The organism is Lacticaseibacillus suibinensis (assembly GCF_003946175.1).
GTDB classification, from domain to species: domain Bacteria; phylum Bacillota; class Bacilli; order Lactobacillales; family Lactobacillaceae; genus Lacticaseibacillus; species Lacticaseibacillus suibinensis.
On record NZ_RHOK01000024.1, the window covers coordinates 1 to 11,923 of the forward strand.

An 11,923-nucleotide genomic window follows, 5' to 3' on the forward strand; every position below is an offset into this window, starting at 1 on the left:
CCGGTGGTGAACTACGAGGCTGACGTGGTCGAATTGCCCGCCGGCGTACAAGTCGGTGATACCGTGCACCTAGTTGATGAACTGCAAGACCTCAATCTTTCCACACGACTGCTGGAGCTTAAAACAAGCTACTCGGCGGACACGCGGCAAGCAACGTTTGGGGACTTCCTGATTGAGCAATCGCAAATCGACCCGGCTATCCAAGAGTTAGCCGACAAGATGGAGCAAATCAAGGCCAGTAACACTCACCAGTACTACCCGTGGACGCGCTATGCGGACGATGATGTGGGCACTGGTATTTCTGCTGACCCCGCTGGCAAGACGTATATGGCGGTTGTATGGAGCGACAAGAGCGCTGTGCCAAGCGATGATCCAGAGGACTATGCAGGGCACTGGCAGAAGGTCAAAGGCGACACTGGGGTCGGCGCTGCTGGGCCAAAAGGTGATGACGGGAAAACAAGCTACTTCCATACGGCATACGCTGACACGGTAAGCGGTGATGGATTCTCGCAGTCACCAGCCGGGAAATCGTATATTGGGACGTATAGCGACTTCACCGAAGCCGACAGTACAACCGCGTCTGACTACACGTGGGTGCTGATTAAAGGCGCAGACGGTGCCAAGGGTGATACTGGGCCAACTGGCCCAGCTGGTAAAGACATCACTAGTTACGCTAGCGGCACGGTGCTTCCTTCTACAGTGGCTCCGGCCAACAGTCAGTTTTGGGTGACTACCTCTGATAATTTCGTGACCGCGTTCTACAAGTCAGACGGTACCTCTTGGGTCAAGCAAGAAGTTTCAGCGAGTGCTATCAACGCCGCCACTTTCAACGGTCTGACTTTTAACGGGGTTACGTTCAACGGCTCCGAGTTCATCAGTAGCTTCAAGAACGCACCGGTCGATGAGAGCGACTTCGCTGGCATCACTGACCCGACCGGTCAAATCATGCTGACTAAAGGCACGGGCACTACGAAGATGGGCGATGGCTACCTGACCGTTGACGGCACGATTGATGGTAGCAGCGGGACATACCTCCAGACATTCCACACAGAGGTTGGACCGGCCGGCTATCTATCACGCCTGTACACCGGTGGAACCGCTGAAAGCGACATTACTGCGGCGGCACAGCTATATATGGGGCAGCTTCTGCTGTCTAACCTAGACACAAGCAGGCAAAGAGTAAGTGGCTACCTGAATGGCGAGATGTTACGCCAGTTCGATAACTGTAATCTTAAATGCTGGTCTGGTGTAATCTATCCTCAAGCCGGAGATACGGCGACAATGAGCATCCCACTTTCTCAGACACAAACGGGATGGTTGATTAGATGGTCATACTACAATAGCTCAAAAATAAAGAATGATTATTACAACTACACTTTGCTTCCCAAAGTGGCCGTAGATGCCCAGAGCAAAAATATGATTGTAACCCTTTCAATGCCAGGGGTAGGCACATTTTTCAAACGTCTGTGGTACAGCGATACAGACATTGCCGGAGAAGCCAGCAATAATCAAGGAACGCAAGCGCCGCATGCAGTAATGGATGCGGTGTACGCAGTTTAGGGGGCTTGACATGGAAACCAAAGAAAAAATGAGAGTTCTTTTTACACTGGACTCCGATGGCTACATCATAGGCTATCAGCAAGAATTTTATGATGGCAAAGAATGGTTGGCCCCATTTGACACTAGCAAGGCAGTCGAGGTAGCCCCGGCAGACTTGGCTGGCATCTGTTTAGGAGCCTCAAAGGTATCATCAGATGGCATTATAACCACCGATGAGGACAAGCGGGCAGAGCTTGAAGCGGAGGCCAATAAGGTGATTCCTACGGCCGAGCAGCAGATGATTAATGCACTGGGCTTGCAAAACGCGCAATTGGCGGCACAAGTCACCACGCTCACCGAAAAGTTAGGGGGCGAGAGCTGATGCGAGACTTTGTAAAACAGATGTACACATGGGGTTGCCCGATAGAGGGCTATGTAGAATCTGGAGCAATCACATCTGATGAGTATAAAAAAATTACCGGTAATGACTACGCCGCTGGGGTAAACGCCTAGCGGTATTTTTGTGAAAGGAAGTATGAAGATGTGGATTTTAAGAGTTGGTTAGACATTTTCGTAGAGTTGGGTGGTGGGGCTTTGTTTGGTTGGTTTTTAAGCCAGTGGCAGACGCATCGAAAGCACGGAAAGGCGATAGATGCAGGGCTAGTCGGATTGCTTCATCATGAGGTATACATGCTGTGCAACCGCCATATCGAAACTGGTTATATCAGCACGGATGACTTGGACGATTTGAACTACCTTTTCCGCAGCTACAAAGCATTAGGCGGAAATGGAACGGGTGAAGCACTGTACAACAAGGTTTTACAACTTAAAATTAAAAACTGAAAGGAAGGTTTAACATGAAGATTAACTGGAAAGTACGAGTATTGAGCGTCAAATTCTGGCTGGCCCTAGTGCCGGCTATTTTATTGCTTGCGCAAGCTGTGGCTGCGCCTTTTGGATACAAGTGGGACTTTGCCAACCTAGGCACGCAACTGACCGGCATCGTCAATGCGGTATTCGCGGTGCTGTCAATTCTTGGTGTGGTTACGGATCCAACCACGGCTGGCGTAACTGACAGCGTTCAGGCAATGACATATGACAAGCCTAAAAAGGAGGCAAAATAATGGCAGTATTTTCAAAGCTCACAACCTTCATTGACGAGCGGCCAATGAACGGTAGCTCCCACGATGATCCCGGCTATCCGCGCCACAAAATTGACCGTGTGGTTATTCACCACAACTCAACCACAAACCAGCAGGTTGCGCGGGACACATGGCTCAAAGGTGGGAAGATGACCTCGGCCCACTACGAGATCACGCCAACGCAAATTATCGGCTGCGTGGACGAAACGCGGTCGGCTTGGCATGCCGGTAATAAACTAATGAACCAACGATCGATCGGTTTGGAACACGTCAACTCAAGCGGCGCGCCTAACTGGTCAGTAGCAGAGGAAACGCTCAAGCTGTCCGCCAAGCTATGCGCTGATATCTGCAAGCGGTACGGCATTCCGATTGACAGTGCGCACATCGTTCCTCACAACAGCATCGTGGCCACTGATTGCCCAGGCGGTATCAACATGAGCCACTATATTGATCTAGTGCGTCAGGCGGCAGGGCAGACCGTGACTACTGCGAGACCCGCACCAGCACCAGCGGCTGATCCAAGTCAAAGCGCATCTGGGGACTTGGAGGTAGATGGCTACTTCGGCGCCAAGGCAGCACGGCGCGCTGAAGCACTCGAGAAACGTGCGCAGGACGGCGTTATTTCCAGCCAAGACATCGCTTGGACGAATGCCAAGGGCTACAAATTCATTGATGCACGTGCTTTGCCTGCCGTTCAATGGGTACCAAGTAAAGCAGCCGTTGGCTCACAGCTAGTGGGCATCTGGCAGCAGCGCTTAGGCTTGCCAGTTGACTACAAGATTGGGCCTGCCCTCTATCACGCGGCACTCAAGTACTACGGATTCAACCAGGACAACTCTTGGACTGCACCAAGTAACCTGGTCAAAGCAATGCAGCGACAAATGAACAAAGGGCAAAAACTGTTCTCATAGCAGCATGATTAGCCTCACTCCTTCGGGGGTGGGGCTTTTTTTGTTCTGAAAGTTGACAAAACGTTTGCTAAAAGGCAAAGTCTTTACATGCACCGGCGCACGTAATTTTTCCTCATTCCTTCGGGAGTGAAGCTTTTTGTTTTACAAAAATGGCAAAAAGATGTAAAACTGTGAAAATGACGTAGAAACGTTGCTACACCGGTGTTATTGGCCTCACTCGCTTCGGCGGGTGGGGCTTTTTTTCAAATTGTTACGTTTTATTCATTTATGTTGACGAAATGAGGATAAGACCCATATAATTGTTGCAGGTGAAAATGAATGCTCTCTCGTCATTTTTCACCTCCTTTCTAGACACCAGATGGTGTCAAAGTGGCAAGGGCGCAGCCACGTTCCCCCGCCGGAGGGTTATCCGAGCGTTTGCCGCGTGGGGCGGTATCCACGATTGCGCCTTACATAGATATTGAATGGTGGGGTAGGTATGGAGTCTGATTTGTTTACAATTTACAACAGATTCCAAAGCTCTTACGATGGACATTTGGTCAGTGTCACCACTTCTTATAAACCGATTGGGACCATTTATATAAAGTTTGATATTTTGCAGTTACCGCACCTGTTGGGATTGCATAAGATCTATAGGGGATCCTCTCCTAAGGAAATCATTGCTAAATTAGCAAGTGGCAAGATTAGTACTAAGAGCATTCGTTGGGATAAAAACTATGGCGCCATTAAGGATAGAATCGCCTACTTTAGTTGTCTGGATGACATTCTTAAATTTGGCGAAGACGTATCCGCGATTCTTGTGAATTCGGAGGACTCAAGAAACTCGATGAGGTTAGACTTGGTCTTTCAACATGTAAAGTCACATCGGAGAGTATCACTAGGTATTCGTGAAACCCATGACGGGATCTATGCTCCAGTCACATTTCTCGTTCGCCAAGATAGAACAATTGATTTTCCAAATTCAAAGCGTCTTAAGTATCATGTAGACGGATGGTTCTGAGATGTAGCCTCACTCGCTTCGGCGGGTGGGGCTATTTTTTGCGCAGTTTGCACAATCATTTTAATGGCCCATTATGGATATATGAAATAGATATCCAAAACGACCACGCGAAATGATATGTCAATAAGGACCGAGGTATATTTTATGGACTCCAACTGACGGAAGGCTTTTATTTTGTGCTGAGCTTCGGGCGAGGTGGTGGCCGGGATACAAAAAGCGGGACTGATTATTCAGCCATGCTTTTGTTTTATCACGCCTAAATCACAGTTTCTTCAAGGGTTTATAGTATCATGGTCTTGTCCCATTTTTGTCCAAAATGGTTAAAAAACAACGCAAAACAACAAAAAACAAAAACGCCAAAATGCCTATTTAACGGCATTCCGGCGTCCAACGAAAAGCAACAAAGTGCTAAAAATGGAGACGACGGGAATCGAACCCGTGTCCATCAGCCTTTCTACCAGCAGCTCTACACTCATAGTGCGCCTACTTAAAAGTTCACTTCAGGCGCGCGCCGACGCGCAGGGCTAACCGCCTGGAGCTAACCTGATGGTCTCTTGCTAGCCCTTCAGGTGGGAGAAACTAGCCGTAGCTCAATGATTTGAGACCCAGATCCGCTACTTGAGCGATAACGGGAGGATCACGCTAAGGTTGCTTAGGCAGCCAGAGCGTAAGATGTTTCGTTATTGTTTGCAGTTAATAAACTGTGTTCCGTTGATGACGGAGCCGAGCCTCCGGAGTGCACCACTGGCGAAACGACCAATGTCGAGACCATTACGTCCCCATAATTCTGGCACACACCAGCATACCACGGGGCGAAAACCTTTGTCAAAGCGGGAGCCGCGTGCTAGGCTTAATCTGAAGCAATAACGGCACTTCACCATTTGAGACTGTGAGGATAGATAATGAAAATTTTGATGATTGAAGACAACGAAAGCGTTGCCCAAATGATGGATATGTTTTTCAAAAAGGAACAGTGGGAAGTTCAAAATGCTTATGATGGCGAGGAAGGGCTTGCCATGTTCAACGCGGCGCCTAACAGCTTTGACATTATCACGTTGGATCTGAATCTGCCGAAAATGGATGGGATGCAGGTGGCCCAGGAGATTCGCAAGGTTTCCACCACGGTGCCACTCATCATGCTGACGGCGCGCGACTCCGAAAGCGACCAAGTGCTGGGGCTGGAGTTAGGGGCTGACGATTACGTCACCAAACCATTTTCCCCGATCACCTTGGTGGCGCGGATTAAGGCCCTACACCGCCGCGCGGAAACCAGCGATGCCACCACTGATGCCCCTGAGGCCAGCGAAGACTTTGATGTGGTCACGGATCACTTCAAGCTCAGCACCAAAACTCGTGAGGCGTATTTGAATGGTGAGCAGATTCCAGATTTGACCCCAAAGGAATTCGACCTGTTGCACACACTGGCGCAAAACCCTAAGCAAGTCTTCTCACGTGAGCAGCTCTTGCAGCTGGTGTGGGACTATGAGTACTATGGCGATGAACGGACCGTCGATGCTCATATCAAAAAGCTGCGGCAGAAAATCGAAAAGGTCGGACCGCAAATCATCCAGACGGTCTGGGCGTCGGGTATAAGTTTGACGACACCGGGCTTGATCAGTGAAATTACTCTATCAACAAATGCTTGCGTTTTTCGGGGTACTGCTGGTGGCCATGGCCATTATTTCGGTCATGTTCATTCGCTCCACTTCGAATAACGTCTGGCAGAACAGTTTTGATCAGCTGGAACAATACACCGATGTGCTGACTGACCGCGCGGTAGATCGCAGTACCTACTTGATTGATACTCAATTCATTCAGCATTCAGAAGAAATTCTCAAAAAGCAAAATGTCCACTTCATGATTTACGATGCGGACAACACGGCCCGTTATCCGCAATTCGCCGGCACACCGCGCGGAGCGGCGATTGCCAGCAAATACTGGAAGCAGCTGAAAAAGGGCGAATCTGTCGCTTTGCCCGAGCTGACCACTAACCCGCGCAATGGCAAGCAGCAAAGCATGACCATCTACTACAAGCCTGTGTTCCTGTCGGGTAAGTTGTTGTTCGTGATTGCGGCTTTTGCCCCAGTGGACAACATTCAAAGTTCCATCAAGAAAACCGAATACAACTTGTTCATCGCCTTTTTGCTGTCGATGCTGGTGGCGATTGTCCTCAGTTATCTGCTGGCGCGCTACCAAGTCGGGCGGATCAACCGCTTGCGGCAAGTCACGCACCAAGTGGCAGAAGGCAACTATGACGTGGATGTCGAAATCAAGTCCCGCAGTCACGATGAAATTGCCGGCTTGGCCGACGATTTCCAGGATATGCTGGGTTCCTTGCGTGATAGTCAGGCCGAAATCCACCGCCAGGAAGAGCGGCGCCGGCAGTTCATGGCCGATGCGGCCCACGAAATGCGCACGCCGCTCACCACCATCAACGGTCTTTTGGAAGGGCTGGCTTATGATGCCATTCCAGAAGAAAGCAAGGGGCAGTCGATTGAACTGATGCGCAACGAAACCAAGCGCCTGATCCGCTTGGTGAACGAAAACCTCGACTACGAGAAGATTCGCACCAACCAGATTCTGCTCAAGAAGCAAACCTTTAACGCCACTGAAGCGCTGAATGATATCATGGTGCAGCTAAAGCAAAAGGCTGCCGACGCCGATGATACCCTAGTGCTGGACGCCGCGGCGAACGTGCCGGTTTATGCCGACCGCGACCGCTTCGTGCAGATTCTGTTCAACATCGCCCAAAATGCGATTCAATTTACCAAAGGCGGCACCATCACCATCTCCGCCAAACCCGGCTACCATCAAACCGAGCTGGCTGTTACCGACACGGGGATTGGTATGACCGAAGACCAGGTGAAGAATATCTGGGAGCGGTACTACAAGGCCGATCCGTCGCGGAAAAACACCAAGTACGGTGAATCCGGTCTGGGCTTAGCGATTGTCCATCAGCTGGTGACCTTGCACGGCGGCACCATCGACGTGCAGTCGCAAAAAGATGAAGGCACGACCTTTACCCTGACCTTCCCTGATGAGGAAACCGCGCCGCAGCAGGCACCGATTACGCACACGAAATAACCCCCAGCTGTCAGTGGATAGCGAAAGGAGATTGCCATGAGCTTCATGCTGGAACTCGTTGGGACGTGGCTGCTGACGCCGAGCTTTAAGCTCACGAAGCATCCTTGGTTAAGACTGGCAGCGGCGCTGGTTGTCGCCGGTGTGGGTCTGTTGCTTGGCAGCTTGCTGATTTGGTTGGGTCTTCAGCCTGGGTCTTACCGATTGCTTTGGCTTCTGTGGGGCCTGGTGCTGGTTGGCGTTTTCCTTTTCCACATCATCCGGGTGGTGGACCGGTTTCTGCACCGCCATTCATCAGATTGAGCGTAAGTGTCGGGAAACCGGCACTTTTTTTCGCGCCAGAATTCTCAGCCACTTGTTCACGTATCATGGTACAATGAGGCTATCAATTGACGGGGAACGAGGGGAACGGCGTGGACAAGTATTATATCGTGGACAGTACCATTTTGCCGGATGTGGTGGAAAAGGTAATCAAGGCGCGGACCTTGATTGAAAATGGCCAAGTGCGGCAAGTATCAGAGGCGGTCAAGGAAGTCGGTATCAGCCGCGGCACCTACTACAAGTATAAGGACTACGTGTTCTTGCCAGATACTGGGTTGACGCAGCGCAAAGCTGTGATTTCCTTAATGTTGCATCACGACCGCGGCATCTTGTCAGAAGTACTTACCACGTTGTCCGGCGCCAATGCCAGCATCATTACCATCAATCAGAATATCCCGATTCACGACTGGGCGAGTGTTGTCATTTCCTTTGACATCAGTAATCTGACCGGCACGGTGGATAGCCTGCTGACTAGTTTGAAGAAGTCACGAGGCGTTACCGATGTTTCATTAATTTCTGTTGAGTAAAAATTAAACTTGCAAGTGATAACAATGAGTATTATTCTAATTTTTAAGCAAAACCCACGTTTGCGCGTGGGTTTTTACGTTCGACAAGCGTTGGGGGGCGTTGCCGATGAGTCGGCTGATCAAAGTACTATTTGGGAGTTTAGTGGCTTTAATGGTGATCATTCCTGCTTTGCTGTTGGTGGTTGTGATTGTATGGCTGTCACTCTTATTAGCCGGCGGCGCCGCAGTGGTGAGTCTCAGCCGTAGCTTGAGCCTGCTGGCGGCGGTGCTGCTGGTCGGTGCGCTACTGGGAGTATGCCTCTTGGTGAGCGGGTGGTTCATTCATTTGCGGCAGGCAACCTTGCATTACCTGGATCACGGCCAAAAATGTTGCCTCACAGTGGCCATCAATCTTACCGGTCGCCAGCTGTATCGCCAGCTGTTAACCGCAACAAAAATTCGGCATCAGCGCGGCGGCACCTGGATGAATGCCTTTGAACTGGCGCTGGATGATTTGCTGCATGACGAGGTGCGCGACTATATCCTGCACCAAGTTGGTGAGCAGTATGGCGTGGATGTCGCTGCAGCGATGACGCTGGCCGATGATCAGGCCTTTCATTTTTCGTTATAAAACTAACGTGACCGAGCCATAATTTAGAGTCACGATAGCATCACGACTATTCCAGTACAGTACGAGCCAACATGCGACGCCCTGGCCGGATAAGCCAAACGGCCAGCAAAACCTAAGTTCGGGTTTTACAGGCCGTTTGGCTTATCCTCTGGGCTAAAACCGCATTTTGTCTCAGCCTCACCCCTCATTCAGCGCGTTCGCGCTTCGGTTCGATTAGCCGGTCTGAACTCGGCCACCGCAGCCCTGCAAAACCGGTGAATTCCAGGCTGAAGTTGACGCTGTGACGCAGGGCCTGGATTAAGGCTTCCAGCTCTGTCAGCGAGCCAGTCACGCTGTGCAAAGGGATGGAGCGCTGGCGGTGGGCCGTCGGATATTCGTTAAAGAAGAAATTATACGTGTGATCATAGGGATCATTAGATACTAAAATGGCGTAGCGCACCTGGCTGCGGCGGTGAAAATGGGGCTGCAGGCGTTCAATGATCAGCTTTAAGTCGCGATTTTTATTCATAACTATTCCCTCCGTTATGCCCACCGACTAAACTAGCCCGCTGAATAGCGGTGCCACCGCGGAGCTTGCTTTTGGCGTAGACGACGGTGGTGAAGCCGAATTTCGTGCGCAAGGCATCTACTGTGCGCGCCAAATCGCTTTTGTGGACCTGCTCAGCGATAGGAGTCAGGAGGGTCAGCTGTTCACCGGCGTCGGCGCTAAGGCGGCTGGTGTAAACCGCCACGTTGCGAATGACTTCGCCTTGCCAGTAGCGGCGAAACAGCAGGAGCAAGGCGGCAATCAGCTCATCATTGCGGTTGGTCGCTTCAATCCGCAGGCTGTGGCTAAAGCCGCCGCGACCAGCTTCTTCACTGGCGGCGTAGGAAAAGCCAATGCCTAAGCTGATGCAACTGGTTTGTTTGTGGTGATGGCGCAGCCGGGCGGCGACTTGTTCCCCGATTTCTTTGATCACCAGCTCAATTTCACTTTGAATGGCGTAGTCGCGGGGCAACACTTGGGAGTTGCCGATGCTGGAGCTGCGGACCTTGACGCGTTTGGCCAGCTTGGTGCGATCGATGCCCCAGGCCAAGGCGAAGAGCTGCGTGCCGATGATGCCCATTTCCGCTTTGAGCAGGTAGGGATTGGCGTGGGCCAGTTCGTACATGGTATGGATACCCAAGCGGTTCAAATGGGCCGCAGTGCGGTCAGCAATGCTCCAAACCGACGTCAGGTTGGTGATGGTCCAGATCTTATCGGGCACCGTTTGGTAGCTGATGGTGCCAATCAGATCTGGGCTTTTCTTGGCGTACACATCCAAGGCAATCTTGGCCTGCACCGGATTTTCGCCGATGCCAATGGTGGTATACAGCCCCAATTCTTTGCGCACCGTGCGCTGAATCAGCTTGGCCACGGCCAGCGGCGAGTCGCCAAATAAGCGCCAGCTATGAGTCAAATCCAAAATCGACTCATCAATGGAGTAAGGCCAGAGGTCCTCATCGGCGACGAAGCGGCGAAAAATATCATTGATCTGCAAATTCCGTTTGATATACAAGTTCATGCGCGGCGGCACCACCAACAGATGCTTTTCATCAGGCAAATCGCGCTGGCGGCTGACATTCGCCTGCAAGCCGTACAACTTTTTGGCTAAGGGGGAAGTCGCCAAAATGAGGCCGCCATTCGTGTTGGCCTGCTCGGACATCACCACTAGAATTGTCTTTAGTGGATTGTAGCCGCGGGCGACCGCTTCGACTGAAGCGTAAAAGGACTTATTATCAATCAAAAAAATCACACGTTTAGGTTCTGATTCATACATGCGGCTCACCTCGTGGTTTATTATACGAACATACGTTTGCCTTTGGCAAGTACCAAGTCTAATTAATGAGGCAAGAACGGGGGGCAAAGCCGGGCCTCGAACGTGCTATACTACTTGATGATAAATATTTTAATTGAGGTGAGCTCATGTCCGTTTTAACTGATACTTACACTCTGCCTAATGGGGTGGCTATTCCCCAGGTGGGCTTTGGCACTTGGCAGATTCCCAATGGCGACACCGCTTATCAGGCCGTGGCCGAAGCCCTGCGCCAAGGTTATCGGCATATCGACACCGCCTGGCAGTACGGCAACGAGGCCAGCGTGGGCCAAGCCATTCGCGACTCCGGCATTCCGCGGGACCAGATTTTTGTCACCTCGAAGCTGCCGGCGCATGCCAAAAGCTATGAGGACGCGCTGAAGGCGTTCGATGAATCCATGGCGCGCCTCGGCCTGGATGATATCGACTTGTTTTTGATCCATGCGCCGTGGCCGTGGGATCATTTTGGTGAGGACTATCGCGAGCAAAATCGTGAGGTGTGGCGGGCGATGGAATCCTTCTACCAAGCCAAGAAGGTGCGGGCGATTGGGATTTCTAACTTCAACGTCCGCGACCAGGAAGATTTGTATGCGCATTGCACCATCAAGCCGATGGCCCTGCAGCTGCAGTACTACATTGGCTTTACCGAGGATGATAATGTCGCGTGCGCTCAGCAGCATGGCCTGCTGGTAGAAGCCTTTTCGCCGCTGGCGACCGGCTTTTTGCTGAACAACGAAGCCGTGCAAGCCGTGGCTGATCACTACCAGGCCACCGTGGCGCAGGTCGCCATTCGCTATGTCCTGCAAAAAGGGCTGCTGCCGCTGCCCAAAGCCACCAGCCCGGCGCATATCGCTGAAAATACCCAGCTTGATTTTAAAATCAGCGCCGCTGATATGGCACTGCTGGATCAGCTGAAGGACACCGCCCCTGGGGAAGACGATAATCGCTATTAAACCC

General features: G+C 51.3%; 12 protein-coding genes, 1 other RNA gene and 3 pseudogenes. 13 read left to right on the forward strand and 3 right to left on the reverse strand.

Annotated features, from left to right (window positions below; translation table 11 throughout):
- From EKM90_RS12885 to EKM90_RS10725, 7 genes and pseudogenes are all read left to right on the forward strand, one after another.
- Positions 1 to 1,560, forward strand: a pseudogene (locus EKM90_RS12885) (phage tail protein); the annotation flags it as partial.
- Between the two features lie 10 nt (positions 1,561 to 1,570).
- The gene (locus tag EKM90_RS10700) at positions 1,571 to 1,921 is read left to right on the forward strand and encodes a phage infection protein (RefSeq protein WP_125582489.1); all 351 of its coding nucleotides are present in this window, start codon (positions 1,571 to 1,573) and stop codon (positions 1,919 to 1,921) included.
- A gap of 20 nt (positions 1,922 to 1,941) precedes the next feature.
- The gene (locus tag EKM90_RS10705; RefSeq protein WP_225422838.1) at positions 1,942 to 2,052 is read left to right on the forward strand and encodes an XkdX family protein; all 111 of its coding nucleotides are present in this window, start codon (positions 1,942 to 1,944) and stop codon (positions 2,050 to 2,052) included.
- Between the two features lie 30 nt (positions 2,053 to 2,082).
- Entirely contained in the window at positions 2,083 to 2,382 is a 300-nt protein-coding gene (locus EKM90_RS10710; protein ID WP_225422834.1) for a hypothetical protein, read from the forward strand.
- Positions 2,383 to 2,396: 14 nt separating this feature from the next.
- A pseudogene (locus tag EKM90_RS10715) lies at positions 2,397 to 2,636 on the forward strand (phage holin); the annotation flags it as partial.
- Between the two features lie 26 nt (positions 2,637 to 2,662).
- Positions 2,663 to 3,592 (forward strand): peptidoglycan recognition protein family protein, encoded by a 930-nt coding sequence (locus tag EKM90_RS10720; RefSeq protein WP_125582495.1) that lies wholly within the window; start codon positions 2,663 to 2,665, stop codon positions 3,590 to 3,592.
- Positions 3,593 to 4,070: 478 nt separating this feature from the next.
- Positions 4,071 to 4,592, forward strand: a complete 522-nt coding sequence (locus tag EKM90_RS10725; RefSeq protein ID WP_125582497.1) for a PBECR4 domain-containing protein — start codon at positions 4,071 to 4,073, stop codon at positions 4,590 to 4,592.
- Positions 4,593 to 5,004: 412 nt separating this feature from the next.
- Here the strand turns inward: EKM90_RS10725 and ssrA are convergent.
- Positions 5,005 to 5,373: a transfer-messenger RNA gene (ssrA, locus tag EKM90_RS10730) on the reverse strand.
- Between the two features lie 121 nt (positions 5,374 to 5,494).
- On the opposite strand from ssrA, the pseudogene EKM90_RS10735 reads away from it, so the two are divergent.
- The 5 genes and pseudogenes from EKM90_RS10735 to EKM90_RS10755 all read left to right on the forward strand — a co-directional run bounded on the left by EKM90_RS10735 (position 5,495) and on the right by EKM90_RS10755 (position 9,131).
- A pseudogene (locus tag EKM90_RS10735) lies at positions 5,495 to 6,213 on the forward strand (response regulator transcription factor).
- Entirely contained in the window at positions 6,210 to 7,676 is a 1,467-nt protein-coding gene (locus EKM90_RS10740) for a sensor histidine kinase (protein ID WP_125582499.1), read from the forward strand. Before EKM90_RS10735 ends, EKM90_RS10740 begins: the two are co-directional and overlap by 4 nt.
- A 36-nt stretch (positions 7,677 to 7,712) precedes the next feature.
- Entirely contained in the window at positions 7,713 to 7,976 is a 264-nt protein-coding gene (locus EKM90_RS10745) for a hypothetical protein (protein ID WP_125582502.1), read from the forward strand.
- A 110-nt stretch (positions 7,977 to 8,086) separates the two neighbouring features.
- Positions 8,087 to 8,521 carry an ACT domain-containing protein gene (locus EKM90_RS10750; protein WP_125582504.1) on the forward strand — a complete coding sequence of 145 codons (435 nt, stop codon included), beginning with the start codon at positions 8,087 to 8,089 and terminating at the stop codon, positions 8,519 to 8,521.
- Positions 8,522 to 8,627: 106 nt separating this feature from the next.
- Positions 8,628 to 9,131, forward strand: coding sequence for a hypothetical protein (locus tag EKM90_RS10755; protein WP_125582507.1), 504 nt, complete (start codon positions 8,628 to 8,630; stop codon positions 9,129 to 9,131).
- 184 nt (positions 9,132 to 9,315) lie between these two features.
- Here the strand turns inward: EKM90_RS10755 and EKM90_RS10760 are convergent, their stop codons facing one another.
- Entirely contained in the window at positions 9,316 to 9,639 is a 324-nt protein-coding gene (locus EKM90_RS10760; protein ID WP_125582509.1) for an acetyl-CoA carboxylase, read from the reverse strand.
- Positions 9,632 to 10,930 (reverse strand): Y-family DNA polymerase, encoded by a 1,299-nt coding sequence (locus EKM90_RS10765; RefSeq protein ID WP_125582511.1) that lies wholly within the window; start codon positions 10,928 to 10,930, stop codon positions 9,632 to 9,634. Before EKM90_RS10765 ends, EKM90_RS10760 begins: the two co-directional genes overlap by 8 nt.
- A 146-nt stretch (positions 10,931 to 11,076) precedes the next feature.
- Between EKM90_RS10765 and EKM90_RS10770 the strand changes: the two genes are divergently transcribed.
- Positions 11,077 to 11,919 carry an aldo/keto reductase gene (locus EKM90_RS10770; RefSeq protein ID WP_125582513.1) on the forward strand — a complete coding sequence of 281 codons (843 nt, stop codon included), beginning with the start codon at positions 11,077 to 11,079 and terminating at the stop codon, positions 11,917 to 11,919.
- Positions 11,920 to 11,923: the final 4 nt, after the last annotated feature.

What these genes read in the sequence shown, in the direction of transcription:
- EKM90_RS10770 (WP_125582513.1), top strand. Translation starts at nt 11,077, where the DNA reads ATGTCCGTTTTAACTGATACTTACACTCTGCCTAATGGGGTGGCTATT.
- EKM90_RS10745 (WP_125582502.1), top strand. Translation starts at nt 7,713, where the DNA reads ATGAGCTTCATGCTGGAACTCGTTGGGACGTGGCTGCTGACGCCGAGC.
- EKM90_RS10760 (WP_125582509.1), bottom strand. Translation starts at nt 9,639, where the DNA reads ATGAATAAAAATCGCGACTTAAAGCTGATCATTGAACGCCTGCAGCCC.
- EKM90_RS10720 (WP_125582495.1), top strand. Translation starts at nt 2,663, where the DNA reads ATGGCAGTATTTTCAAAGCTCACAACCTTCATTGACGAGCGGCCAATG.
- EKM90_RS10705 (WP_225422838.1), top strand. Translation starts at nt 1,942, where the DNA reads ATGTACACATGGGGTTGCCCGATAGAGGGCTATGTAGAATCTGGAGCA.
- EKM90_RS10765 (WP_125582511.1), bottom strand. Translation starts at nt 10,930, where the DNA reads ATGTATGAATCAGAACCTAAACGTGTGATTTTTTTGATTGATAATAAG.
- EKM90_RS10725 (WP_125582497.1), top strand. Translation starts at nt 4,071, where the DNA reads ATGGAGTCTGATTTGTTTACAATTTACAACAGATTCCAAAGCTCTTAC.
- EKM90_RS10700 (WP_125582489.1), top strand. Translation starts at nt 1,571, where the DNA reads ATGGAAACCAAAGAAAAAATGAGAGTTCTTTTTACACTGGACTCCGAT.
- EKM90_RS10755 (WP_125582507.1), top strand. Translation starts at nt 8,628, where the DNA reads ATGAGTCGGCTGATCAAAGTACTATTTGGGAGTTTAGTGGCTTTAATG.